General features: G+C 32.9%; 25 protein-coding genes. 21 read left to right on the top strand and 4 right to left on the bottom strand.

Annotation, left to right across the window (positions count from 1 at the left end):
• The first annotated feature begins 159 nt into the window (after window positions 1-159).
• The 6 genes from rlmN (at window position 160) to dnaG (ending at window position 7,346) form a co-directional block, all read left to right on the top strand.
• Window positions 160-1,209, top strand: coding sequence for a 23S rRNA (adenine(2503)-C(2))-methyltransferase RlmN (rlmN, locus tag OIU80_RS10015; RefSeq protein ID WP_264286874.1), 1,050 nt, complete (start codon window positions 160-162; stop codon window positions 1,207-1,209).
• 345 nt (window positions 1,210-1,554) lie between these two features.
• Window positions 1,555-2,532: a polyprenyl synthetase family protein gene (locus OIU80_RS10010; RefSeq protein ID WP_264286873.1), complete on the top strand. Its 978-nt coding sequence runs from the start codon at window positions 1,555-1,557 to the stop codon at window positions 2,530-2,532.
• A 236-nt stretch (window positions 2,533-2,768) separates the two neighbouring features.
• Window positions 2,769-3,329, top strand: a complete 561-nt coding sequence (locus OIU80_RS10005) for an RNA polymerase sigma factor (protein ID WP_264286872.1) — start codon at window positions 2,769-2,771, stop codon at window positions 3,327-3,329.
• Complete coding sequence (locus tag OIU80_RS10000) at window positions 3,316-4,047, top strand: hypothetical protein (RefSeq protein WP_264286871.1); 732 nt, start codon at window positions 3,316-3,318, stop codon at window positions 4,045-4,047. The genes OIU80_RS10005 and OIU80_RS10000 overlap by 14 nt, the downstream gene beginning before the upstream one ends.
• A 64-nt stretch (window positions 4,048-4,111) precedes the next feature.
• Window positions 4,112-5,149, top strand: coding sequence for a hypothetical protein (locus OIU80_RS09995; RefSeq protein ID WP_264286870.1), 1,038 nt, complete (start codon window positions 4,112-4,114; stop codon window positions 5,147-5,149).
• A gap of 127 nt (window positions 5,150-5,276) precedes the next feature.
• Complete coding sequence (gene dnaG / locus OIU80_RS09990) at window positions 5,277-7,346, top strand: DNA primase (RefSeq protein ID WP_264286869.1); 2,070 nt, start codon at window positions 5,277-5,279, stop codon at window positions 7,344-7,346.
• Here dnaG and OIU80_RS09985 read toward each other — a convergent pair.
• Window positions 7,343-7,972 carry a LuxR C-terminal-related transcriptional regulator gene (locus OIU80_RS09985; protein WP_035618090.1) on the bottom strand — a complete coding sequence of 210 codons (630 nt, stop codon included), beginning with the start codon at window positions 7,970-7,972 and terminating at the stop codon, window positions 7,343-7,345. The two genes, dnaG and OIU80_RS09985, sit on opposite strands and share 4 nt — an antisense overlap.
• Before the next feature lie 93 nt (window positions 7,973-8,065).
• Window positions 8,066-8,872: an NAD(+) synthase gene (nadE, locus tag OIU80_RS09980; protein ID WP_264286868.1), complete on the bottom strand. Its 807-nt coding sequence runs from the start codon at window positions 8,870-8,872 to the stop codon at window positions 8,066-8,068.
• A 100-nt stretch (window positions 8,873-8,972) separates the two neighbouring features.
• On the opposite strand from nadE, the gene gldB reads away from it, so the two are divergent.
• Window positions 8,973-9,929 carry a gliding motility lipoprotein GldB gene (gldB, locus tag OIU80_RS09975; RefSeq protein WP_264286867.1) on the top strand — a complete coding sequence of 319 codons (957 nt, stop codon included), beginning with the start codon at window positions 8,973-8,975 and terminating at the stop codon, window positions 9,927-9,929.
• Window positions 9,929-10,270, top strand: coding sequence for a gliding motility protein GldC (gene gldC, locus OIU80_RS09970; RefSeq protein WP_129540956.1), 342 nt, complete (start codon window positions 9,929-9,931; stop codon window positions 10,268-10,270). Before gldB ends, gldC begins: the two co-directional genes overlap by 1 nt.
• 65 nt (window positions 10,271-10,335) lie before the next feature.
• On the opposite strand, the gene yihA is transcribed toward gldC, so the two are convergent.
• Both yihA and OIU80_RS09960 read right to left on the bottom strand, forming a co-directional pair.
• Window positions 10,336-10,956 carry a ribosome biogenesis GTP-binding protein YihA/YsxC gene (gene yihA / locus OIU80_RS09965; RefSeq protein WP_264286866.1) on the bottom strand — a complete coding sequence of 207 codons (621 nt, stop codon included), beginning with the start codon at window positions 10,954-10,956 and terminating at the stop codon, window positions 10,336-10,338.
• Window positions 10,957-10,999: 43 nt separating this feature from the next.
• Window positions 11,000-11,764 carry an alpha/beta fold hydrolase gene (locus tag OIU80_RS09960; RefSeq protein ID WP_264286865.1) on the bottom strand — a complete coding sequence of 255 codons (765 nt, stop codon included), beginning with the start codon at window positions 11,762-11,764 and terminating at the stop codon, window positions 11,000-11,002.
• A gap of 377 nt (window positions 11,765-12,141) precedes the next feature.
• Between OIU80_RS09960 and OIU80_RS09955 the strand changes: the two genes are divergently transcribed.
• The 13 genes from OIU80_RS09955 to ftsA all read left to right on the top strand — a co-directional run bounded on the left by OIU80_RS09955 (window position 12,142) and on the right by ftsA (window position 26,313).
• Window positions 12,142-12,615 carry a division/cell wall cluster transcriptional repressor MraZ gene (locus OIU80_RS09955; protein ID WP_035627611.1) on the top strand — a complete coding sequence of 158 codons (474 nt, stop codon included), beginning with the start codon at window positions 12,142-12,144 and terminating at the stop codon, window positions 12,613-12,615.
• Window positions 12,590-13,498, top strand: coding sequence for a 16S rRNA (cytosine(1402)-N(4))-methyltransferase RsmH (rsmH, locus tag OIU80_RS09950; RefSeq protein WP_264286864.1), 909 nt, complete (start codon window positions 12,590-12,592; stop codon window positions 13,496-13,498). Before OIU80_RS09955 ends, rsmH begins: the two co-directional genes overlap by 26 nt.
• 17 nt (window positions 13,499-13,515) lie before the next feature.
• The gene (locus OIU80_RS09945) at window positions 13,516-13,863 is read left to right on the top strand and encodes an FtsL-like putative cell division protein (RefSeq protein WP_264286863.1); all 348 of its coding nucleotides are present in this window, start codon (window positions 13,516-13,518) and stop codon (window positions 13,861-13,863) included.
• Window positions 13,854-15,854 (top strand): penicillin-binding protein, encoded by a 2,001-nt coding sequence (locus OIU80_RS09940; RefSeq protein ID WP_264286862.1) that lies wholly within the window; start codon window positions 13,854-13,856, stop codon window positions 15,852-15,854. The genes OIU80_RS09945 and OIU80_RS09940 overlap by 10 nt, the downstream gene beginning before the upstream one ends.
• Window positions 15,851-17,314, top strand: coding sequence for a UDP-N-acetylmuramoyl-L-alanyl-D-glutamate--2,6-diaminopimelate ligase (locus OIU80_RS09935; RefSeq protein WP_264286861.1), 1,464 nt, complete (start codon window positions 15,851-15,853; stop codon window positions 17,312-17,314). Before OIU80_RS09940 ends, OIU80_RS09935 begins: the two co-directional genes overlap by 4 nt.
• Before the next feature lie 10 nt (window positions 17,315-17,324).
• A complete protein-coding gene (mraY, locus tag OIU80_RS09930; protein ID WP_264286860.1) occupies window positions 17,325-18,557 on the top strand; it encodes a phospho-N-acetylmuramoyl-pentapeptide-transferase in 1,233 nt (410 codons plus the stop codon).
• 1 nt (window position 18,558) lies between these two features.
• Window positions 18,559-19,890 (top strand): UDP-N-acetylmuramoyl-L-alanine--D-glutamate ligase, encoded by a 1,332-nt coding sequence (gene murD, locus OIU80_RS09925; protein WP_264286859.1) that lies wholly within the window; start codon window positions 18,559-18,561, stop codon window positions 19,888-19,890.
• 53 nt (window positions 19,891-19,943) lie between these two features.
• On the top strand, window positions 19,944-20,309 hold the full coding sequence (locus tag OIU80_RS09920) for a four helix bundle protein (protein ID WP_264286858.1): 366 nt from the start codon (window positions 19,944-19,946) through the stop codon (window positions 20,307-20,309).
• Window positions 20,310-20,356: 47 nt separating this feature from the next.
• Window positions 20,357-21,652, top strand: coding sequence for an FtsW/RodA/SpoVE family cell cycle protein (locus OIU80_RS09915; protein ID WP_264286857.1), 1,296 nt, complete (start codon window positions 20,357-20,359; stop codon window positions 21,650-21,652).
• Window positions 21,653-21,708: 56 nt separating this feature from the next.
• Complete coding sequence (murG, locus tag OIU80_RS09910; protein ID WP_264286856.1) at window positions 21,709-22,797, top strand: undecaprenyldiphospho-muramoylpentapeptide beta-N-acetylglucosaminyltransferase; 1,089 nt, start codon at window positions 21,709-21,711, stop codon at window positions 22,795-22,797.
• A 68-nt stretch (window positions 22,798-22,865) separates the two neighbouring features.
• The gene (murC, locus tag OIU80_RS09905) at window positions 22,866-24,215 is read left to right on the top strand and encodes a UDP-N-acetylmuramate--L-alanine ligase (protein ID WP_264286855.1); all 1,350 of its coding nucleotides are present in this window, start codon (window positions 22,866-22,868) and stop codon (window positions 24,213-24,215) included.
• Window positions 24,202-24,924: a cell division protein FtsQ/DivIB gene (locus OIU80_RS09900; RefSeq protein WP_264286854.1), complete on the top strand. Its 723-nt coding sequence runs from the start codon at window positions 24,202-24,204 to the stop codon at window positions 24,922-24,924. The genes murC and OIU80_RS09900 overlap by 14 nt, the downstream gene beginning before the upstream one ends.
• A gap of 6 nt (window positions 24,925-24,930) precedes the next feature.
• On the top strand, window positions 24,931-26,313 hold the full coding sequence (gene ftsA / locus OIU80_RS09895) for a cell division protein FtsA (protein WP_264286853.1): 1,383 nt from the start codon (window positions 24,931-24,933) through the stop codon (window positions 26,311-26,313).
• Window positions 26,314-26,349 lie beyond the last annotated feature (36 nt).

Here is a 26,349-nt window from a genome sequence, read left to right as displayed (position 1 = left end):
AAATAAAGTTACAAAATTTAAATGAATGAGCTCTTTGTAAGATTATTTTTCTTCTATACGAAAAACAATTCTCGTGCCAAATTTTAAGATTTTGATGTATTATGTGTAAAGTTTTTTTAGAATGAAAAGGTTTCCATAAATACTTAGTAACTTTGCAGCATGCAAATGGAGAAAAAAGACATACGAGCCTTATCAAAAGAGGAATTGCGCGATTTTTTTGTCGCTAATAATGACAAAGCTTTTCGCGGAAATCAAGTTTACGAATGGTTATGGAGTAAAGGAGCACATAGTTTTGACGATATGACGAATGTTGCCAAGGCAACACGTTCTATGCTTGAGGATAATTTTGTTATCAATCATATCAAGGTCGATACAATGCAACGTAGTAGCGATGGTACAGTAAAAAATGCTGTTCGATTACACGACGGATTGGTGGTAGAGTCCGTTTTAATACCAACTGATACAAGAACTACAGCTTGTGTTTCTAGCCAAGTAGGTTGTAGTTTAGATTGTAATTTTTGCGCTACAGCAAGATTAAAAAGAATGCGTAATCTAGAGCCTGCTGAAATTTATGATCAGGTAATAGCCATCGATAAAGAAAGTCGTTTGTATTACAATCACCCGCTGTCGAATATTGTTTTTATGGGTATGGGAGAACCACTTATGAATTATAACAATGTTATGAAGGCTATTGATATGATTACGTCTTCTGAAGGTTTGGGAATGTCGCCAAAACGTATTATGGTATCGACATCAGGAATCCCTAAGATGATTAAAAAAATGGCAGATGATGATGTTAAATTCAAATTAGCAGTTTCGTTACACTCGGCGATCGATGAAATTCGTTCACGAATTATGCCTTTTAGTAAAAATTTTCCTTTGGCAGATTTGCGAGAGTCACTAGAGTATTGGTACAGAAAGACGAAATGTAAAGTTTCATACGAATACGTAGTTTGGAAAGGAATTAACGATGACAAAGCATCAATTGATGCATTGGTTAAGTTTTGTAAATATGTGCCTTGTAAAGTCAATTTAATTGAATATAATCCAATTGATGATGGAGAGTTTCAACAAGCTTCTGAGGAATCAATTAATGCGTATATAAAAGCACTTGAAAATATTGGAGTTGTGGTAAAAGTACGTCGAAGCAGAGGAAAAGATATTGATGCAGCATGTGGACAATTGGCAAATAAAGAAGCTGAAGCTTAGATAAAATTAAACATAAAATAAAAAAGGCATTAAAAACGGGGGTTACTACTTGTTTTTAATGCTTTTTCTTTTGTATAAAAAAAGGTACTGTTTTTTAGTGGATTTATTCGGATACAGTTTTTTTGTAATTGCAGAATTAAATTAATAGTGAGATTCTAAGTTAATGGTATTTTATAAAAAGGAAATTAAGATAGTAACGGTACAATTAGACTTGAGCTAATAATGAACTTTAGAGCAAATAAGGTCTGCTTGAATAAGAATAGTGTATAAAAAGTTCTAAATGTTGATATACTTCTATAAAATACACAACGTTTTTTTATTTAAAATAGTATATTTGGAATCGAAATGAATATTACTTCTCAAATAAAACAGCCCATTTTTAGCGAGATGGAACTTTTTGAAAAAAAGTTCCATGAATCGATGACTTCAAAGGTGGCTTTGCTCAACAGAATTACCTATTATATTGTAAATAGAAAAGGAAAACAAATGCGTCCTATGTTTGTTTTCTTGACAGCAAAAATGGTGTCAGGGGGAATTGTGAACGAACGAACGTATCGTGGAGCATCAGTTATAGAATTAATTCATACAGCAACTTTGGTTCATGATGATGTTGTTGATGATAGCAACCGTCGTCGTGGTTTTTTCTCAATCAATGCACTTTGGAAGAATAAAATAGCAGTTTTAGTTGGAGATTATTTACTCTCGAAAGGATTACTACTTTCTATAGATAATGGCGATTTTGATTTGCTTAAAATAATTTCTGTTGCTGTTCGTGAAATGAGCGAAGGCGAATTACTTCAAATAGAAAAAGCAAGAAGGCTTGATATTACTGAGGATGTTTATTACGAAATTATCCGAAAAAAGACAGCAACACTTATTGCTGCTTGTTGTGCACTTGGCGCAAAATCGGTTATAGAAGATGAAGTTCAAGTAGAGAACATGCGTAAATTTGGTGAGCTTATAGGAATGGCATTTCAGATAAAAGATGACTTATTCGATTATAGTGAAGAAGCTATTGGTAAACCTACCGGAATAGATATTAAAGAGCAAAAAATGACTTTGCCTTTAATTCATGTTCTGAACAATTGTACTTCTAAGGAAAAAAGCTGGCTTATAAATTCTATCAAAAACCATAATAAAGATAAAAAGCGAGTAAAAGAAGTTATTGCTTTTGTAAAAGATAATAATGGTTTGACTTACGCCGAAAATAAAATGGTCGAGTTTCAGCAAGAAGCACTTTCACTACTCAACAATTATTCAGATTCAGAATTCAAAGCAGCCTTGACTTTGATGGTGAACTATGTGATTGAAAGAAAAAAATAACAAATAATTTCTAGTTTTTTTATTTTTAAATAGCTGTAGTACAGTTGTTTAATTATTGTTTTTTTGGTTTTTTGAATATTTTATCATTAAATATTTAAATCTCCATGCAACCTTTTTTAATCGTAAAGCGTCTATGCTAATAGAAGTCGGTTTGATTTTAAGCGGGCAATTTATAATGCTATTATTTGAGTTAATTTTTACGGAATCATTTTTTTGAAATTTTCTATTACGTTTTTATGAAAGTAATCCATTTACATCAAGAAGAAACTGAAATTATTCAGTTGGCAATCGATAATAATCGACAGGCGCAACAGCTGATATACAGTAAGTTTTCTTCAAAAATGCTAAGTGTTTGCCGACAGTATATTAAAGACATTCAATTAGCCGAAGATGTAATGATAACATCATTTATGAAAGTTTTTACGAATCTTAAAAGATTTGAAAATAAAGGAAGTTTTGAAGGATGGATTCGAAGAATAATGGTTAATGAATGTATATCGTATTTGCGGGTTCACAAAAAAATAAAGTTTATAGAAGATGAGAATTATACCGAAGAAAGCTTTAATGGTATCGAGAGTCAATTATCAACAGATCAAATACAGTTTTTAATAGATAATTTACCAGATGGTTATAAGATGGTTTTTAATCTATATGCTATCGAAGGGTATAAACATAACGAAATTGCGACAATGTTAGGGATTAATGAAGGAACATCGAAATCACAATTATCACATGCTCGAAAAATGCTACAAAAGCAAATAATTACATTAAAAAAACAAGAAAATGGAACCGAGTAAATTAGAAAAAGAGTTTCGTGAAAAACTAAATGTAAGGGAAATTAAACCTAGTGATAAAGCTTGGGATCGATTGGATGCAATGTTAAATGTTGCTGAAGAAGTTAAACCAAAGCGAAAACATACTTGGATGTATGTTGCAGCAGGTTTTATAGGATTTTTGTTGGTGTGTACTGTTTATTTCAATCAAAGAGAAACTACAGTTCATAATCCAGAAAATGATATTGTTGTTAAAGAGGTGCAAGTGAAAGATTCGATTGCAAAGCCAAACAATATTATAGAGGATAAAATAATTTTAAAACCTTTAAAATCGAATGCAGTTGTTGTAAAAGAAACTGAGGAAGTTCATGAAAGGAAAAGCGAAAAAGTAAATCAAAACAGAATTAATCAAAATCAAGTAGCGGAGCGTTCAATCATCAAAGAAACCAATAGAGAGAATTGGAAAAACAATCAAAAAACAGAATCAAAAATCAATCAAATTGCAATTGCAGATAATTCAAAAAATGCAACTGTGGATCAATTGTTAACTTCAGCAGAAAAAACATTAGCAATGGATAAAGGAGTTCAGCAAAAAAACAAAGTGAAGATTAATGCTAACGATTTGCTTTCACAAGTCGATGGGGAGTTGGAACTTTCGTTTAGAGAAAAAGTAATCAATAAAGTTAACAAAAATTATCAAACCGTAAAAGTAGCTTTGGCAAACAGAAATGTTGAAGAATAAGCTTTTGCAGAATTAAAATCATTCAAATTAAAAATCATCATCAATCAATCTTAAAAAAATCACCATGAGAAATTTTACCATTTATTTAATCTTCACCCTATTTTTATTTGTTAGTAAAATGGTAGGTCAGGAAACATTCGAATCCAGAGCGAAACGAATTGCTAATAATATAGAGAAAGTAACTAAAGAAGAAAAAGCAGCTTTAAAGCAAGAAGTTGAGGTTGTGAATGTGCAACTTTCAGAGGGAAAAATCACAAAAGAAGAGGCTGATAAAAAGAAAATACAATTAGCAGAAGCAAGAGCGATTATAATTGAACAAAAAGTTACAGTTGCCCAAAATGAATTAAATGATTTGGTTCAACAAAAAGTAGATGGAAAAATAAAGGAAAAAGATTCTACTCGTACTTATATAATTAGTTTTGACTGTAAAAGATGTGGGAAAGATAAAGATTCAATTTATAGAGAAAAGAGAACTACATCGCAATTTGTTTTTGCTGCAGGATTAAATAATTTGGTAACGGATGGTAGTATAAAAAATTCAGATTATAGATTTATGGGGTCGCATTTTTACGAATGGGGTTTCACATTTAATTCAAGGATTTTGAAAGATCATAATTTATTGCATGCTAAATACGGATTGTCATTGATGTACAATAATCTTCGACCTACTGAGAATCGTAATTTTGTGGTAGATGGAAAGCAAACAGTTTTAGAAGTTAATCCGATAAACTTAGATGATTCTCGTTTTAGAAATGTTTATTTAGTGATGCCACTACACTTAGAGTTTGATTTTTCTGGAAGTAAGACAGAGAATGGAAAAACCTATTTTAGAACACATAAAAGTTTTCGTTTTGGAATTGGAGGTTATGCAGGAATCAATGTCAAATCAAAACAGATTCTGAAATACGATCAAGACGATATAAAGGAAAAAGTAATAGCTAAAGGAGATTATAACGTAAATAACTTTATTTACGGATTGAGTACATATATGGGCTATAAAGATGTCAGCCTGTATTTAAAATATGACTTGAATCCTTTATTTACTGATAATGAGATTAAACAAAATAATGTTTCATTAGGATTGCGTTTTGATTTAAATTAATAAATTGAGTTAGTTTTTTAGTAATGAAGCACTTCGAAAGGAGTGCTTTTTTTGTTTCATATAATTCAAATATGAAATTTGATTTGTGTAATTTTACAGGCTTCAATCTTTAAAAAATAAATACGTTTTGATTTCACAAAATACCATAGATACCGTTTTTGAAACTGCTCGAGTAGAGGAGGTAATTGGCGATTTTGTTAATTTAAAACGAGCAGGAAGTAATTTTAAAGGATTGAGTCCATTCTCAGATGAGCGATCTCCATCCTTTATGGTGTCGCCAGTAAAAGGTATTTGGAAAGATTTTAGTACTGGAAAAGGAGGGAATTCGGTTAAATTCCTAATGGAGCACTCACAGTTTACATATCCAGAAGCCATTCGGTATCTTGCCAGAAAATATAATATTGAGATTGAAGAAACAGAACAAACGGATGCAGAAAAAGCGATAACAGATGTTCGTGAAAGTATGTATTTGGTTTCGGAATTTGCAAAAAAGTATTTTCATAATGTTCTTTTAAATACAGATGAAGGTCAGGCAATAGGATATTCGTATTTTAAAGAAAGAGGTTTTACTAACGAGACAATAAAAAAATTCGAACTGGGATATTCTCCCGAGACTTGGGATGCTTTGACCAAAGAAGCGCTTGGCCAGGGATATAAATTAGAGTTCTTACAAAGTACAGGATTAACAATTCCAAAAGAAGATCGCCCATTTGACAGATTTAAAGGAAGGGTTATGTTTCCGATACAAAGTATGTCGGGACGTGTTTTGGGTTTTGGAGGCCGAATACTTACTAATGATAAAAAAGCTGCAAAATATTTAAACTCACCAGAGAGCGAGCTTTACCATAAGAGTAAAGTATTGTATGGTATTTTTCAGGCTAAGCAATCTATTGCAAAACAAGACAACTGTTTTTTGGTAGAAGGATATACAGATGTGATTCAGTTCAATCAAGCAGGGATAGAAAACGTTGTTGCTTCTTCGGGAACTGCATTAACACCTGATCAGATCCGATTGGTAAACCGGTTAACAAAAAACATCACCGTGCTTTTTGATGGAGATGCTGCGGGATTACGAGCTTCTATTCGAGGAATCGATTTGATTCTTGAAGAAGGAATGAATGTAAGAGTATGTACTTTTCCCGATGGTGATGATCCGGACAGTTTTGCTAGAAAAACTCCGTATGAGGATTTAGTCAAATACTTAGAGGAAAACGCTAAAGACTTTATTCAGTTTAAGGCTTCATTATTAATGGATGAAGCAAAAAATGATCCTATAAAGAAAGCCGATTTGATTCGGGATATGGTTACGAGTATTTCTAAAATTCCAGATAGGATTCAGCGTGAAATTTACGTTCAGGAATGTGCGCGAATTATGGATATTTCTGAGCAGGTACTTGTGAGTACTTTGGCACAGTTGATTCAAAAAGATATTGCAGAAGCTGGTAAAAAGCAAAAGCAGGAACAAAAACCTTTTGAAGTTCATAGAAACCAAAAACCAAAATATACAGGGTATTCAGGAGGAGATCCAGAAGATCCAAGAAACGGACCGCCTGAGGATTATCCAGGGGAGCCGGGATATCCGGAACAACAGCAAGTAGAAAAAATTGATATTTTATATCATTTAGAACGTAAAGTAATTGAGATCTTATTGCTTTATGGAGATAAGACAGAAGTGTTTGAAGATGTTTTCTTGAGAAATAATGGAGAAGGCGAAATCGAAACTGTCACTGAAAAGAAAGAGTACAAAGTTTTTCAGCGAATTTATTTGAGTTTGCAGGAAGATGAGGTAGAGCTTTCTAATACTCTTTTCCGAGATATTTTTACAGGTTTAATTGCGTTCTATCATCAGAATGAAAAATTTAGTTTGGAGCAGTATTTAATGCGTTTGCAGCCTGAATTTGCTCAAGAAGTAACGGATATTTTGATGGAAGATGAAAAAGTTACACTTCATGATTGGGAAGGGCAAAATATTTTTTCAAAAGGTAAATCAGAATCAATAAGTCAATATGTAACCGAGACAATTATGTCTATGCGTTGGTTTTTGGTGGATAAGATAATTGAAGAATTAAAAAGCTCCATAGTATCAAATCCGAAGGAAGATAATATGGAGCTTTTGATGATGGTTATGGACTACTCAAAATTAATTAATTCGTTTTCGAGAAAATTAGGGAGAGTGATGTCCCGTTACCATACTTAAATAATTTCTAATGTTTTGGCTTTATTAACCAAGTCTACTAAATTGGTAACGTTTAATTTAGTTAGTAACCTTAGTTTGTAAGTACTAATTGTTTTTTCGTTAAGATTTAGAATTTTAGAAATCTCATTGTTTTTCTTACCATCGCTTAAGTAGCGTAATACCTCAATTTCTCTGTTTGATAGTTTTCGATATAAACGTTCACTTTTGCTTTGTTTTGCAATCAATGCCATGTTTTTACGTACAGTTTCATTGATGATAATTTTCCCTTCGTGTACTTTGATAATCGAAATCCCCAGAGTTTCTAGTTTTTCTGTTTTGTGAATGTATCCTGAAACACCAGCTTTTATGGCATTTGGAGCATACATTTGTTCAGAAAGATTACTGAAGATGATGATTTTTGTTTTAGGGAAGTTTTTAAGAATAGACTTAACTTCAAAAATACTTGCAAGACCTTCTAATTCTAAATCTAAAATAAGAATATCAATGTCTTTAGTTTGAAGAATGTCTTTTACCATCGTAAAGTTACCTACATTTGCAACGATTGAAATGTCATCATGGTCTTTAAAATACGACTTAACGCCAAAGTGCGTCACAGGGTGGTTGTCTGCTAAACATACTTTAATCATAGTTTTACCTTTTTAAGAATTGTTCATTTTTTTTTGGAATTGTAAAATTAATAAATAAATTCTGTAATTTATTGTAAATCAACATAAAAATGATTATTTTAACTTTTTAGGTAAAGAACACACAGGTATTGGGTTCATTTTGTGTTGGTTGGCTGTGTTTAATTTCTTGTATATTTCGAAAACAGTTTTTTCTCGTCCTGTAAAGTCAGTAGCTGATTTTCCTAGCTCATCGGCTAACATGGCCCATTCTAATTCATCGTAACTTGCACCTAATTGGTCTTCGTCTGTTCTGTTATCTCCAAATAAACCATCAGTAGGTGCAGCTGTTAAAATTGAGTCCGGAATTTTAAGAAATACCCCTAATGCATACACATCAGATTTCATTAAATCGGCAATTGGACTCAAATCTACGCCACCATCTCCGTATTTTGTGTAAAAACCTACTCCAAAATCTTCAACTTTGTTTCCTGTTCCAGCAACTAACAAACCATGAATGCCTGCTAGATAATATAGACTGGTCATGCGTAAACGAGCACGAGTGTTAGCTAGAGATAAATTAACCTTAGCGATATCAGCATCACTTGGAGTTGATGCTTTAAAAGCTTCAAATGTACTTGTTAAGTCAGTTTCTATATTAGAAACATTTGGGAAGCGTTTTTTTAGCTGAACGATATGTTCTCTTCCTCTGGAAACTTGATTTGGAGCTTGATGTATTGGCATTTCTACACATAAAACTTTTAATCCAGTTTGAGCACATAATGTTGAGGTTACAGCAGAGTCCACACCACCAGAAATTCCTATAATAAAACCATTCACTTTAGCATTGGTGGCATAATCTTTTAACCACTCTACAATGTAGGTATTTACTTTTTCTGTTTGAATAGTGCTTTTTTTAGCCATAATAGTTTAAGTTTTAAAATACAGGAATGTATATTTGCACAATTATATTTAAGTAGTCATTACTTAATAGAATTTGCAACACAAACTTAATTAAAATAAAATGAAAATATATCGGTTTGCTATCGCTCTATGTGTCTTTTTTTTGTCATGTGATAAAAAAAGCAAAATTGAAAAAGCAGTAGAAGAAATTCCAGTAGATATTAAAGTGGAACGTTTTGATAAAGTGTTTTTTGAAACCCAACCCAAGGATTTAGCTAAAGTAAAAAAAGAGTATCCTTTTTTCTTTCCAGAAGGAAATGATGACTCGGTTTGGTTGGAGAAGATGCAAAATCCACTTTGGAGAGAGTTGTATTCTGAAGTTCAAAAGAAGTATGGAGACTTTGAGCCAGTTCGCAAAGAGTTTAATAGTTTGTTTCAGCATATAGAGTATTATTTTCCTAAAACAAAAACGCCTAAAGTAATTACTATAATATCCGAAATGGATTATAATAATAAAGCAATTTATGCAGATAGCTTGGTTATTGTTGCGCTTGAATTGTATTTAGGAAAAGAACATAAGTTCTATCAGTTTCCGAATTATATAAAGGAGAATTTTGAAGAAAAGCAAATTATGCCAGATGTGGTTTCTAGTTTTTCATTGAAGAAAATTTCGCCAATTACAGATAAAAATTTAATAAACAAGATGGTGTATTATGGAAAGCAATTGTATTTAAAAGATCTGCTTTTACCTGATTATACCGATGCAGATAAAATAGGATATACACCAGAACAAATAAAATGGTGTGAGGAAAATGAAGGCTATATGTGGCGCTATTTTATAGAAAAAGAGATGTTGTATAGTGATGAAGTAAAACTTGCGTCACGATTTATAAATACAGCACCATTTTCTAAATTTTACCTCGAAATAGATAACGAATCTCCAGGACGCGTTGGAACCTGGATTGGATGGCAAATTGTACGTTCGTATATGAAAAACAATGATGTGTCAATAGAACAATTATTAAAAACCAACGCAAAAGAAATTTTTGAAAAGTCAAAATATAAACCTAAAAAGTAATGTCAGATAATAAACAAACCTCAGAAATTAAATTCCTTATAGAGTTAGATGAAAATCGAGTACCAGAAAAATTAAAATGGTCAGCAAAAGATGGAGGAGTAGAAGCCCAAGATGCAAAAGCAATTATGCTTTCTATTTGGGATAGTAAAGTACAGGAAACTATGCGTATTGATTTATGGACGAAAGATATGCCAGTAGATGAAATGAAAATTTTCTTTCATCAAACTTTAGTAGCAATGGCTGATACATTTAAGCGTGCTACAGATGATGAGAAAATGTCGGATACTATGAAAGATTTCTGTGATTATTTTGCAGAAAAACTAGAATTGAAGAAGTCGTAATTGAGACAAATAAAAAATCCCAAAATTTTTAATTTTGGGATTTTTTTTATCTCTGAAAAGGATTTCTAAAACTGACTATTATTTTTAAATACCTCTTGGTTTACTTCGTCGATGTAGTTTAAGACTTCGTCTTTACCAGTAGATTCTGTTGCTGATGTTACAAAATAATGTGGCATTTCGGCCCAGTTATTGGCAAACATTTTCTTTTTGTAAGCGGCAATATGAGAATCAATTTTTGTTTTACTGATTTTGTCAGCTTTCGTGAAAATAATGCAAAACGGAATTTCACTTTCCCCCATATACGACATAAATTCAATATCGATAGTTTGGGCTTCATGACGAATATCGATTAATACAAAAGCACAAACTAATTGTTCGCGGGTTTCAAAGTAATCGGTGATGAACTGTTGAAAAACAGATTTTGTTTTTTTAGAAACTTTAGCATAACCATATCCTGGTAAATCGACAAGGAACCAATTGTTGTTAATCAGGAAATGATTTATCAATTGCGTTTTTCCAGGGCGACCCGAAGTTTTTGCTAAGTTTTTATGATTGGTCAACATGTTGATCAAAGAAGACTTTCCTACGTTTGATCTTCCTATAAAAGCATATTCAGGCAAGAAGTCCTTAGGACATTTGCTAACATCTGAATTACTGATTATAAATTCGGCGGTATTTATTTTCATATCTATACTATTTCTAAAACCTCCTCAAATTCGAAAGTGTTTATTATAAATTGGTTTTTTTCAACCATTCTTCAAGAATTTTATTAAACTCTTCTGGATGTTCCATCATGGCAGCATGTCCGCATTTGTCAATCCAATATAAAGAAGAGTTAGGAAGTAATTTGTTAAACTCTTCGGCTACGTCCGGAGGAGTTACTTTGTCATTTTTACCCCAGATGATACAAGTTTCAACTTGCATTTTTGGTAAATCTTTTGCCATGTTATGACGAATGGCGCTTTTTGCAATGGTAAGTGTCTTTATCAATTTTATGCGATCATTTACAGAGGCATAAACTTCATCAATAAGTTCGGGAGTTGCAATCTTTGGATCATAAAATACATCTTCAGCTTTTCTTCTTATGTATTCGTAATCTCCTCTTTTAGGATAACTATCACCCATTGCGCTTTCGTAAAGACCTGAACTTCCTGTTATTACAAGTCCGATTACTTTTTCTGGATATAATTTCGTGTGATATAGTGCAATGTGACCACCTAATGAATTCCCTAGTAAAATAACTTTATCAAATCCTTTGAATGTGATAAAGTCTTTAACGTATTTGGCAAAACTTTTTACGTTGGTTTTTAAGATGCTTTGTGTGTATATCGGTAAATCGGGGATTACTATTTTGTACCCTTTATTTGAAAAATATTCGGCTACGGCATCGAAGTTACTAAGTCCTCCCATGAGGCCATGTAATATAACAATAGGTGTCCCTTCTCCAGCTTCATAATAGCTGTATCTGCCTTCTTTTTTGTAATGTTTATCCATCTAACTAAATACCGATTTCAATTTGGACAAATATAGGGTTTAATACATAAATATGGATTTTTGAAAACAATTTTTAACTAGATAATTTTAGTCGAAGAAATAAATGGCTAAAAATCAGTTGCTAGATGTTTTTATTTTTTTCTTTTTTCTCATGAAAATTGCCAAAAAGAGGCTTAGATTTTTCAATATGCTTACTTCATTTTTTGTTATGTAGAATCATTCTTACAGCTAATTTTTGAAATAGCTAACAATCTGACTGTGCATAATTTAAGAGTTTTTGGCTAAAAGTGGTTAAACTTATCAACAAAGTGGTATTTAGTGGTAAATTGTGGTAATATTTTTTATATTTTTGCTGTATAACATAACCATACTTTTTTTTGAACACAATTGTAGGAACATATGAGTGTAAAGTCGATGCTAAAGGGAGGCTGCTAATGCCTGCTCCCTTGAAAAAGCAGTTGGCTACCTCACTTCAAAACGGATTTGTTTTGAAGCGTTCCGTGTTTCAGACTTGTTTGGAGTTGTATCCGATGGAAGAATGGGATTTGATGATGCAGAAAATTAATAAGCTGAATCGTTTTGTAAAGAAAAATAATGATTTTATCAGAAGGTTTACCGCTGGAGTTAAGATTGTTGAGATTGATGCATTAGGACGTTTATTAGTTCCGAAGGATCTAATGACATTTTCAGGTATTTCGAAAGACGTGGTGTTTTCATCTGCGGTGAATATTGTTGAAATATGGGATAAAGAGTTATACGAAAAATCAATTAGCGGCGAAGATATGGATTTTGCAGATTTAGCCGAAGAAGTAATGGGAAATATAAATGACGACGACAATGGAATATCATAATCCGGTTTTGCTTCATCCAACAGTAGATGGCTTGAATATTAAGCCTGACGGCATTTATGTAGATGTAACGTTTGGAGGTGGGGGACATTCAAAAGAGATTTTAAGCAGGCTAGGGCCAAACGGAAAATTATTTGCTTTTGATCAAGATGAAGATGCTTTGGCAAATGCTTTGCCAGACGAGAGGTTTACTTTGATAAATGAAAATTTTAGATTCATTAAAAGGTTCTTGCGTTTTCATGGTGTAAGAGGAGTAGATGGAATTTTGGCAGATTTAGGTGTTTCATCACATCAATTTGATGTTGCCGAAAGAGGTTTTTCTACTCGTTTTGATGCTGAGCTAGATATGCGAATGAGTCAGAAGAATGATTTGAATGCGTATCGTGTGGTTAATGAATATGACGAACAAGATTTACGAAGAGTTTTTCTAGATTATGGTGAATTGAAAAATGCTCCTGTTCTGGCAAGAACAATTGTAGAAGCCAGAGAAAATAAGGTTATCAAGACTACAGATGAATTAAAAGAAGTTTTGGCAAAATATTTACCTGAAAGAGTTCGTAATAAAATATTGGCTCAGATTTATCAAGCAATTCGTATCGAGGTAAATCAAGAGATGGATGTGTTAAAAGAATTTATCGAGCAATCGTTAGAAATATTAAATCCAGGCGGAAGATTAAGTGTTATTTCTTATCACTCATTAGAAGACAGACTGGTGAAACGTTTTATTAAAAACGGAATGTTTGAAGGAGAGCCAGAACGTGATTTTTATGGAAATTTTTCAGTTCCATTTAAAACAATCGGAAAGCTAATAGTGCCAGATGATGCAGAAATTAAAATAAACAACAGGGCTAGAAGTGCAAAGCTAAGAATTGCTGAAAAAAGATAGTACTATAATAAGGTATAATGAAACACGGAGTATTTGACATATTAAAAGCAAGATTTCTTATTAATGATGACGCGATGAAAAATTGGCGTTTTATCGTTTTTATCATTTTGCTAGCAATAATAATGATTGCAAATACACAACGATACGAACAAAAGGTTTTTGAAATTGCAAAATTGAATAATGAAGTAAAGGAATTGCGATCGGAGTTTGTAGACAGACGTTCGGAATTGATGAAGTTGAAAATGGAATCGACAGTATCGGAAAAAATGCTTAGTAAAGAAATTTATCCATCAACAGTTCCGCCGATTAAAATTGAAGTGAAGAAAGAAAAAGAAAAGAGCTTTTTTAAACGCATATGGCAGTAGACGATAAAAATATATCCTACAGAATTTATCTGGTAGCAGTTTTCATCTTTTTGATGGCAATTGGTATTGTCGTAAAGTTAACTAATATTCAGTGGGTTGAGGGGGATTATTATAGAAAATTAGCCAAGCAACGTACCGTTAAGAATTTTATTATTCCTGCAAATAAAGGGAATATTTATTCTGCCGATGGAAGTCTTTTGGCGACCTCTATTCCTAATTATGAAATTAGATTTGATGCTGTTACGCCTAAAACGGAAGTATTCGAGAAAAATGTAAAATTACTTTCGGATTCTTTGTCTATTGTTTTAGGAAGACCAAGTGGTTATTATCAAAATGAGTTAAGAAAGGCTAGAGCCAATAAAAACAGATATTTTTTGATAGCTCGAAAATTGAGCTATACAGATTACATGAAAATAAAAGGGTTTCCATTATTTAATTTGGGAGCTTATAAAGGAGGAATTATTGTTGAGCAAGAAACGGTAAGAGAACATCCTATTGGTAAAATTGCCGAACGTACTATTGGTTATGATAAAGGCGGTGTCAATGGAGAGTCAATGGGAAAAGGAATCGAATGGGCGTTTAGAAATTATTTGAATGGGAAAGATGGTAAAATCCTAAAACAAAAAATTGCAAAAGGTCAATGGAAACCTATTCGTGATGTAAACGAGGTAGATCCACAAGATGGTTACGATGTAATATCGACTATAGATGTTTTTATTCAGGATATCGCGCATCACGCATTACTAAAACAATTAGAAGATTATGAAGCAGATCATGGTTGTGTAGTAGTAATGGAAACAGAAACTGGACATATTAAAGCAATTTCTAACCTAGGTAGAGCAGATGATGGTTCTTATTATGAAACAACAAATTATGCTGTAGCCGAATCGCATGAGCCAGGATCAACTTTTAAACTAGTTGATTTAATGACAATTTTAGAAGATAAAGTTGCGGATACCAATACTGTTTACGACACTCACGGTGGGGTAGTAAAATATTACGGACGTTCCGTTCGTGATTCACGTATAGGTGGTTACGGAAAAATATCATTGGCAAGAGGTTTTGAATTATCATCTAATACGGTAATGGTTCAGGCGGTGTATGATAATTATAAAAACAACCCATCCAAATTTGTAAATCATATTAAAGGATACGGATTAAATAAAAGATTGGGATTGCCTTTTGAAGGAGAAGGAAGACCATATATTCCACAACCTGGAGATAAACATTGGTCGGGAGTTACATTGCCGTGGATGGCTTTTGGATATAATGTTTCGGTAACGCCCTTGCAAACGTTGACTTATTATAATTCGGTTGCAAATAATGGAGTTATGGTTAAGCCGCAGTTTGTTTCGGAGATAAAAGAATGGAATAGAACGATTAAGAAGTTTGATGTCGAAGTTTTAAATCCTAAAATATGTTCGCAAGAAACCATTAATAAGTTAAAAGCAGTTTTAGCGAATGTGGTTAAAAAAGGAACGGGTTCTAAATTATATTCCAAAGATTTTTCGATGGCAGGTAAAACAGGAACAGCAATGGTAAATTACGGAAATGCAGGGAGAGCAGGGTTGTATTATGCATCTTCTTTTGTTGGATATTTCCCAGCAGACCATCCTAAATATTCTTGTATTGTGGTTGTTCATAAACCAAATACATCCAGAAATAATTATTATGGAGCCGATGTTGCAGGGCCTGTTTTTAAAAGAATAGCACAAAAGATTTTTACAGATGCACCATCTGCAAATACGATTAATAAAATAGACGGCAAGGTATCAAAACAAGAGAACAATTATAACGCATATTATACCCAAGTACAAAAGAAACAGTCTATTCCAGATGTAAAAGGAATGGCGGGTATGGATGCAATTGCTTTACTTGAAAATTTAGGGCTTAAAGTAAAGGTTAACGGAATAGGAAAAGTGAAAAAACAATCGCTTAAGGTAGGAGAGAATATAGCTAAAAACACAACTATAGTATTAGAATTATCGTGAACATATTAAAAGACATATTATACAAAGTAGCTATTGAATCAGTAACGGGTTCAACGGATATTGCTATTCATAAAATAGATTTTGATTCTAGAAAGATAGAAACTAATGATGTTTTTGTTGCCATTCGTGGTACACTTTCAGATGGTCATGATTATATTCAAAAAGCAATTGAACTTGGGGCAACTGCTGTTATTTGCGATACATTACCAGCCGTTTTGGCAAAAGAAGTTACTTATATTAAAGTTAAAGATACCAATTCAGCTTTGGCTTTTATGGCAGCTAATTATTTTGATAATCCATCAGAAAAAATAAAATTAGTTGGTATTACTGGAACAAACGGGAAAACTACAATTGCTTCATTGTTGTATCAATTATTCAAAAAAGCAGGATTTAAAGTTGGATTACTTTCTACAGTAAAAATATTGGTTGACGAGACAGAGTATAAAGCAACTCATACAACACCAGATTCGATTACAATCAATCATTATTTAAATGAAATGATTGAAGCTGGAGTTACGTATTGTTTTATGGAAGTAAGTTCACACGGGATTCATCAAAAAAGAACTGAAGCCTTACATTTTGTAGGAGGGATTTTTACAAATTTATCACATGATCATTTGGATTATCATCCAACTTTTGCAGAGTATAGAGATGTAAAAAAGTCTTTTTTCGATTCATTACCAAAAACGGCATTTGCATTATCAAATATCGATGATAAAAATGGGGCTGTAATGTTACAAAATACAGTCGCTCAAAAACGTACTTATGCTTTAAAAACGTATGCTGATTATAAAGCGCAAATTTTAGAAAACCAATTATCAGGATTGTTATTGAAAATTAATGATAATGAAGTTTGGGTAAAATTAATAGGAACATTTAATGCTTATAATTTATTGGCTATCTACGGAACAGCTATCGAATTAGGGATTGATAGTCTTGAAGCTTTACGTTTATTATCGGATTTAGAAAGTGTTTCAGGACGTTTTCAATTTATAGTGTCAGATTCTAATATCACAGCGATTGTAGATTATGCTCATACGCCAGATGCATTAGAAAATGTATTGAAAACCATAAACGATATTCGTACTAAAAATGAACAATTAATTACGGTTGTAGGTTGTGGAGGAAATAGAGATAAAACCAAGCGTCCTATTATGGCACAAATTGGTTCAGAGCTAAGTGATAAGGCAATATTTACATCTGATAATCCTAGAAATGAAGATCCGGAAACTATAATTAGTGAGATGGAAAAAGGTGTTGAACCTCAAAATTATAAAAAAACATTGGCAATTACAGATCGCAAACAAGCAATAAAAACAGCTTGTCAATTGGCACAGCCCAACGATATTATTTTAATAGCAGGTAAAGGACACGAAACGTACCAAGAAGTAAATGGAGTACGTCATGATTTTGATGACATGAAGATAGTTAAGGAAATTTTAGCACAACTAAACAAATAAAACCAGATATATGCTATACTATTTATTTGAATATTTAGACAAAACATTAGATGTGCCAGGGACAGGAGTTTTTCAGTACATCACATTTAGATCGGCTTTGGCTTTCTTGCTTTCGTTGCTTTTATCAACAATCTACGGAAAAAGAATTATCAATTTCCTTAGGAATCAACAAGTAGGTGAAACGGTTCGTGAGCTTGGATTAGCTGGTCAAAATGAAAAAGCTGGTACACCAACAATGGGAGGTTTAATTATCATATTTGCTACCCTTGTGCCTGTTTTGTTGTTTGCTAAACTGCATAATATTTATATCGTATTGCTAATTGTAACCACACTTTGGATGGGAGTAATTGGTTTTGTTGATGATTATATCAAGATTTTCAAAAAAGATAAACAAGGACTTAAAGGAATTTTTAAGGTTATAGGTCAAGTAGGTTTAGGTATAATTGTAGGGTCAGTGCTTTATTTTAGCCCAAATGTTACCGTAAGAACCGATACTGGTAATAGTGATATTTATAGAGTACAATCAACAACGAGTGTTATCGTTCCAGCATTACTTGAAGAGAAATCGACTGTAACGACTATTCCTTTCTTTAAAAATAATGAATTCGACTATGCCGAATTATTAGCTTGGACAGGCGAAGGATATGAAAAATGGGCTTGGTTGATTTTTATTCCAGTTGTAATTTTTATTATCACAGCAGTTTCTAATGGAGCTAATTTAACCGATGGAATAGATGGTCTTGCAGCGGGAACTTCGGCAGTGTCCGTCCTCGCGCTCGGAATATTTACGTTCTTATCCGGAAATATTATTTTCTCGAATTACCTCAATATAATGTATATCCCCAATTCGGGAGAAATGACCGTTTTTATATCCGCCTTCGTAGGTGCATTAATTGGGTTTTTGTGGTACAACTCGTTTCCTGCATCTGTTTTTATGGGAGATACAGGAAGTTTAACAATTGGAGGAATCATAGCTGTTTTGGCAATTGCTGTTCGTAAAGAAATGTTGATTGTTTTATTCTGTGGTATTTTCTTAGCAGAAAGTGCTTCGGTAATTATTCAAGTAGCTTATTTTAAATATACAAAAAAACGTTTTGGCGAAGGACGAAGGATTTTCCTGATGTCGCCATTACATCATCATTACCAGAAAAAAGGGTATCACGAAAGTAAGATTGTAACCCGATTTTGGATTGTCGCGATTATGTTGGCCATATTATCTATTGTAACATTAAAACTAAGATAATATGAGGTTAGTAGTCTTAGGTGGAGGAGAAAGCGGTGTAGGTACTGCTATTCTTGGAAAGAAAAAAGGATATGATGTTTTTGTTTCTGATTATGGAAAGATAAACGAGAGTTATAAAGAAGTTCTTATCATTAACGGAATTGCATGGGAAGAAGGCAAACATACCGAAGACCTAATTTTAAATGCCGATGTGGTAATGAAAAGCCCTGGTATTCCTGAGAAATCACCAATAGTTAAGAGTTTAGTAAAAAAAGGAATTAAAGTAATCTCCGAAATTGAGTTTGCAAAGCCTTTTACAGAAGCACTAACAGTTGGAATTACAGGAAGTAACGGTAAGACAACAACAACGATGTTAACCTATCATTTGTTGAAATCTGCAGGATTAAATGTTGGATTGGGAGGTAATATCGGAAAGAGTTTTGCATGGCAGGTAGCCGAAAACAAATTTGATTTTTATGTGCTTGAGTTAAGCAGTTTTCAATTAGATGGAATCATAGATTACAGGCCAGATATTGCTATTATAACCAATATTAGTCCAGATCACTTAGACAGATATGACTATAAATATGAGAATTATATTAACTCGAAGTTTCGAGTAACAATGAATCAAACAGAAAGTGATTATCTTATTTATGATGGCGATGATGAAGCATCAGCCGAATGGCTTAAAAATAATACGACAAAAGCAAAACTAATTCCTTTTTCATTGACTAAAGAATTCGATGAAGGAGCATTTATAAAAAACAACAAAATGGAAATTAAGATTAACCAAGAAGAGTTTACAATGGATACTGAGTACATTGCTTTAGAAGGAAAACATAATTTGAAAAACGCAATGGCAGCAAGTTCAGTAGCTAAATTGATGCAAATAAGAAATGCAACAATTCGTGAGAGTTTATCTAATTTTCAAGGCGTTGAACACCGCTTAGAAAAAGTTCTGAAAATTCAGAATGTACAATATATCAATGATTCAAAAGCAACAAATGTAAATGCTACATTCTTTGCATTGGATAGTATGAATGTTCCAACAGTTTGGATAGTTGGTGGAGTTGATAAAGGAAATGATTACAACGAATTAATGTCATTGGTTCGTGAAAAAGTAAAAGCAATTATTTGTCTTGGTGTTGACAACCGAAAAATAATTGATGCTTTTGGTAATGTAGTTGATATTATGGTTGAAGTTAATAATATGGCGGATGCTGTAAAAACAGCGCAACGTTTAACTGAAAAAGGTGACACGGTATTATTGTCTCCAGCTTGTGCAAGTTTTGATTTATTTGAAAACTATGAAGATAGAGGGAAGCAATTCAAGCAAGCAGTGCATAATCTATAATTATTCGTAAGGACTAAGGTTTTAACGTTAATCATAAAAAAGATAGTATAGATATGACGACAGATGGAATGAAAGTAAAAACAAAGAAGTTTTCTGTGATGGTTATAAATTTGGCTGAGAAATTACCAAATTTTGGTTCAAGTGAAATAATTGCAAGTCAAATTATTAAAAGCGGAACTTCGGTAGGAGCAGATTATAGAGCGGTTTGTAGAGCAAAAAGCGACGAAGAATTGGCATCAAAAATGGAGATTGTTTTAGAGAAAACCGATGAAACTTTATTTTGGATCGAAATTATAGCAGAAAAAAAATGGGTTAGCATATCTGAATTAGAAACAATTTGGAAAGAAGGAAATGAGTTAACTGCCATTTTAGTGAACAGTTTAAAGGCGGTGAATAATAGAATTAGTGTAATGAGCTAGAATTAAGAATTTATAAAAATCTAAATTCATAAATCTAAAAATATAAAATGAAAGAACTAGTAAACAAATTAAAGGGAGATAGGGTAATATGGTCATTCGTGGCTTTATTGGCTTTGTTTTCGTTTATGCCTGTTTTTAGTGCGAGTAGTAATTTGGCTTATATAGGTCATGGAACTGGAAATACATTGGGTTATTTGGTAAAACACTTAGCTCATATTTGTATAGGTTTTTTAATTATTTACTGGGTACACAAAGTGCCGTACCATTATTTTAGAGCAATCTCAAAAGTAGCTTTACCAGTGGTCTGGATATTATTAGCTTATACACTTTTAAAAGGAACTGTTATTGCCGGAGCAAATGCAAGTCGTTGGATTCAGGTTCCGTTTATCGGAATCACATTCCAGACATCTACATTGGCATCGATGGTATTGTTTATTTTTGTGGCGCGATATTTATCAAAAACCAGAGATGAGGATGAACCTTTTCAGACTTCGTTAATTCAGCTTTGGATGCCGGTTTTTATTACGCTGATGCTTATTTTACCAGCGAATTTCTCGACAACAGCGCTTATCTTTTCGATGGTATTGATGCTTACTTTTATTGGTAGGTATCCTTTAAAATATATCGGATTAATTATTGGTTCAGGAGTAGTAATGTTTCTGTTTTTTCTTCTCTTGGCGAAAGCTTTTCCTGATTCTCGCTTTTTTAGCAGGGTAGGAACATGGGGAAGTCGAATCGAGAATTTTACAACTGATAAGCCAGATGAAGATGATTATCAGATAGAGAAAGCAAAAATTGCTATTGCATCTGGAAAATTAGGAGGTTTGGGACCTGGAAAAAGTGTTCAGAAGAACTTCTTACCACAATCATCTTCCGATTTTATTTATGCAATTATTGTTGAAGAATACGGATTGATTGGCGGGCTGACAATATTGGGCTTGTATTTATTGCTGATGTTTAGATTTGTAATTGCATCGCATAAAGCCAATACTTTATTTGGGAAGTTAGTCGTCGTCGGGCTCGGTTTTCCAATGATATTTCAGGCGATGATTAATATGGCTGTTGCAGTTGAATTATTGCCAGTAACAGGACAAACACTGCCACTTATTAGTAGTGGGGGTAGTTCAATTTGGATGACTTGTTTTGCATTAGGAATCATTATTAGTGTTACTAAAAAAGACGAAGAAATAGAAGAAGAGCTAAAAGAAAAGGAAAAAAGAGAAGAGGCACTAAAAAAATTAATTGATAAACAATTAGAGGAAGAGAATGAATTAGTGAATGAAGAAGAAGGATATTCAATCGAAGATAATGTAAAGAATCCAATGGAAGCAGTAATGAAATGATTGGAGTTAAAAAGAGAAAATATAATAATTTTTAAAATGTAGTAACATTTAAAAATATGACAAAATATAAATTCATATTAAGCGGTGGAGGAACAGGAGGACATATTTATCCTGCAATTGCAATTGCGAATGAATTAAAATTACAATATCCCGATGCTGAATTTCTTTTTGTTGGTGCCAAAGACAAAATGGAAATGCAGAAAGTACCACAAGCAGGATATAAAATAAAAGGGCTTTGGATTGCTGGATTACAAAGAAAATTAACTTTCCAGAACGCTATGTTTCCTTTTAAGTTGATAAGTAGTTTATTGCAATCAAGAAAAATAATAAAAGCATTTAAGCCTAATGTTGTTATCGGTACGGGAGGTTTTGCTAGCGGTCCGTTATTACAAATGGCAGGGTCAGCAGGAATTCCAACAGTTATCCAAGAACAAAACTCATTTCCAGGAATCACCAATAAATTATTGAGTAAGAAAGCGAGTGCAATTTGTGTGGCGTATGAAAATCTAGAGCGATTTTTTCCTGTAGACAAAATTGTTTTAACTGGTAATCCAGTTCGTCAGGATTTAATAGATATCGATAGTAAAAGAGATGAAGCAATAGTATTCTATAATCTTGATGCAAATAAAAAAACGTTATTGGTGCTTGGAGGGAGTCTTGGTGCTCGAAGAGTTAATCAATTAATAGAAAAAGAATTACCTGATATGCTTTCTCAAAATGTTCAGATTATCTGGCAATGTGGGAAGTTGTATTTTGAAGATTATAAAAAATACAATCAGCCAAATGTAAAGGTGGTTGATTTTATAGAGCGAATGGATTTTGTTTATGCAGCTGCAGATATTATCATTTCAAGAGCAGGAGCATCGTCGGTTTCGGAATTGTGCATAGTTGGGAAGCCAGTTATTTTTATTCCGTCACCAAATGTAGCTGAAGATCATCAAACTAAAAACGCGCAAGCTATTGTAGATCAGAAAGGTGCGATTTTATTGAAAGAATCTGAGTTAAATAGCGAGTTTAGCATTGTTTTTGAAGCGTTGTTAAAGGATGAAGAAAAGCAAAAACAGCTTAGAGAAAATATAAAAAAATTGGCAAGGCCAGGTGCAACAAAAGCAATTGTTGCAGAAATTATAAAGTTGATAAAATAAAAAAACAGTCATAAAGTTTAAGGTTTACGATTAAAGCGTAGTGCCTAAAGCCTAAAGCAAAAAAAGAAATGAATTTAAACCAAATACAGAACGTCTATTTTATAGGAATTGGAGGCATCGGAATGAGTGCCCTGGCTCGTTATTTCAAGAACATTGGAAAACAGGTTTCAGGTTACGACAAAACACCTTCAACGCTTACAAATGAACTAATCGAAAGTGGAATTAATATTCATTTTGAGGATAATATTAATTTAATTCCGAATGATTATTTTGTAGAGAACACATTGGTTATAATCACGCCAGCAGTTCCGAATAAACATTCGGAGTGGAATTATTTTTTGGAAAGAAATTATCAGGTTAAGAAGAGAGCCGAGGTTTTAGGAATTATTACAAAAGATACGTTTTCGTTTGCTGTAGCTGGTACACACGGTAAAACAACAACATCTAGTATTCTGGGACATATTCTTTACGAAAGTGGAGCTGATGTTACTGCTTTTGTAGGTGGAATTGTTGAGAATTATAATTCGAATTTAATAGGTAACGGAAAAACTATTACTGTTGTTGAGGCAGATGAATTTGATCGTTCGTTCTTGCATTTACATCCAAATATTGCTTGTATTACATCAATGGATGCGGATCATTTGGATATTTATGGAACAAGCGAAGCGATTGAAGAATCTTTTGTAGAATTTGCTTCAAAAGTAGAGGATAAAAATAACCTTTTTATAACCAAAGAGTTACCGCTAGAAGGAGTTCAATGTGCTATAAATGAAGACGCGCCATTCAAAGCATTTAATGTTAGAATAGCAAATGGAAGTTATGTTTTTGATGTGCAAACGCCATCAGAAATTATGAAAGATTTGCATTTTGGGTTACCAGGAAAACATAATTTAATGAATGCGCTAATGGCTATTGCTATGGCAAAAACATACGGAACTTCGACTGATGCAATTGCGAAAGCTTTAGCTTCATTTAAAGGAATAAGAAGACGTTTTTCTTATCAGATAAAAACTGATAAATTGGTTTATATAGATGATTATGCACATCATCCGACAGAAATAAATGCAGTAAATCAGGCTGTTAGAGAGTTGTATCCTGAGCAAAAAGTATTAGCTGTTTTTCAGCCACATTTGTTTAGTAGAACGAGAGATTTTGCTGATGGTTTTGCCAAAAGTTTATCAGCTTTTGATGAAATAATTTTATTAGATATTTATCCTGCAAGAGAGTTGCCAATGGAAGGTATTACATCGCAATGGTTAATGGATAAAATGAGTAATTCTAACAGGAAAATAGTTGCTAAAAATGATTTGTTAGCCTCGATTAAAGCGAGTGATGCAACTGTGATTGTGACTATTGGAGCTGGTGATTTAGGAGAATTAGTACCATCGATTAAAAATATTTTAAATGAAATTAATTAATTGGACAAATATTCGGTTAATCCTCATATTTGGGGTAGTTATCGTTTTGTTTTCGTTTACTTCACATAGAAATGGAGAGCGAAAACTAAAGAAATCCACTGTTGTTTTTGTAGGGGAAAACTCTATTTTTATCAAGCCAGAAGCGGTTAATAAATTGTTAATAGAAAATAAAAGAGATGCTTCTAGCATTAAAAAAGAAGGGTTAGATTTGAATAAGATAGAGAAAGCCCTTAATACGCAAGAGATGATTGAAAAATCGGATGTTTTTGTGAGTATTGATGGTATTCTAAAAGCAGTAGTAAAACAAAAAACCCCGATAGCCCGCATTATGAACGGGAATGAGTCGTTTTATGTTGATTATGAGGGGGGTAAAATGCCTTTATCTGATAATTTTACAGCTAGAGTTCCTCTTGTTTCAGGGAATTTAAATAAAGAAAATAACGAAGAATTAGCTACATTATTCCGCATGATTTATGACGATGCATTTTTGAAAAAAAACATCATTGCGATTGAAATTATGCCTAATGGTAGCTTAAAAATGCTTAACAGAAATTTTAATTACGAGATAGATTTCGGCAGAACGATAAATGTTGAACGAAAATTTAATAATTATAAAGCCTTTTTTCAAAAGGCAGTTTTAGATAGTTCGTTATATAAATATAGTAAGATAGATCTTAGGTTTACGGAACAAGTAGTTTGCACAAAATAATAGATAATGGGAAAAGATAATATTGCAGTAGGTCTAGATATTGGTACAACCAAAATTGTTGCCATGATAGGTAAGAAGAATGAATATGGTAAGCTTGAGATTCTAGGAATAGGAAAATCAAAAAGCTTAGGTGTTGCGAGAGGTGTTGTGAACAATATTACTCAAACAATACAATCTATTCAGCAAGCGATACATGAAGCGGAGAATAATTCGGGTTACAAGATTAAAGACGTAGTTGTAGGTATAGCAGGACAGCATATTCGTAGTATCCAGCATACAGATTACATTAGCAGAAGCAATCCTGAAGAGGTGATTGGTGAAAATGATATTCAGCTTTTAATAGATCAGGTTAATAAACTTGCAATGTTACCAGGTGAAGAAATAATTCATGTTTTACCACAGGAATTTAAAATTGATGGACAATCGGAGATTAAAGAGCCAATCGGAATGTACGGTGGGAGATTGGAATCTAGTTTTCACGTTGTAGTAGGACAAGCTTCATCTATTAGAAACGTAGGAAGATGTATCCAAAGTTCAGGAATTGAATTATCAGGCTTAACATTAGAACCATTAGCTTCGGCAGATGCAGTATTGAGTCAGGAAGAAAAAGAAGCAGGAGTAGCGCTTATTGACATAGGAGGCGGCACAACAGATTTAGCAATTTTTAAAGACGGAATCATTCGTCATACAGCTGTAATCCCTTTTGGAGGAAACGTAATTACAGATGATATAAAAGAGGGTTGTTCGATTATCGAAAAACAAGCTGAATTATTGAAAATTAAATTCGGATCGGCATGGCCAGGTGAAAATAAAGACAATGAAATTGTTTCTATTCCGGGATTAAGAGGAAGAGAACCAAAAGAAATCTCTTTAAAGAATTTATCAAAAATAATTCATGCGCGTGTAGTCGAAATTGTAGATCAGGTTTTTACAGAAGTAAAAGCATACGGACATGAAGATCCTCGCAAAAAATTAATTGCAGGAATCGTTCTTACAGGTGGTGGAGCTCAACTAAAACACATTAAGCAATTAGTAGAGTACATTACAGGAATGGATACCAGAATTGGATATCCAAATGAGCATTTGGCAGGTAATTCAAATGAAGAAATATCAAGCCCATTATATGCTACAGCTGTAGGTTTAGTAATGAACAGTATTGAAAATAGTACTCAAAGTGCCGTAAGAATGGATGTTGTAGAACAGCCAAAGGCACCAATATATAGAGCTCCGGTACAGCAGCAACAACATGAGGTTGAAGAATCTTATGTAGAAACTGTTGAAGAAGTGAAGAAAGTAGTTAAAGAAGAATCGACTGAAACAAAAATAAGAAGATCATTTTTTGACCGCTATGTCGATAAAATCAAAGATTTTTTAGATAACGCTGAATAAGCGATTACAAAACAAGACAAGAATTAATATTTAATA

This window comes from Flavobacterium frigoritolerans (assembly GCF_025847275.1).
Classification (GTDB): domain Bacteria; phylum Bacteroidota; class Bacteroidia; order Flavobacteriales; family Flavobacteriaceae; genus Flavobacterium; species Flavobacterium frigoritolerans.
This window is presented reverse-complemented; position numbering and strand designations above follow the sequence as displayed.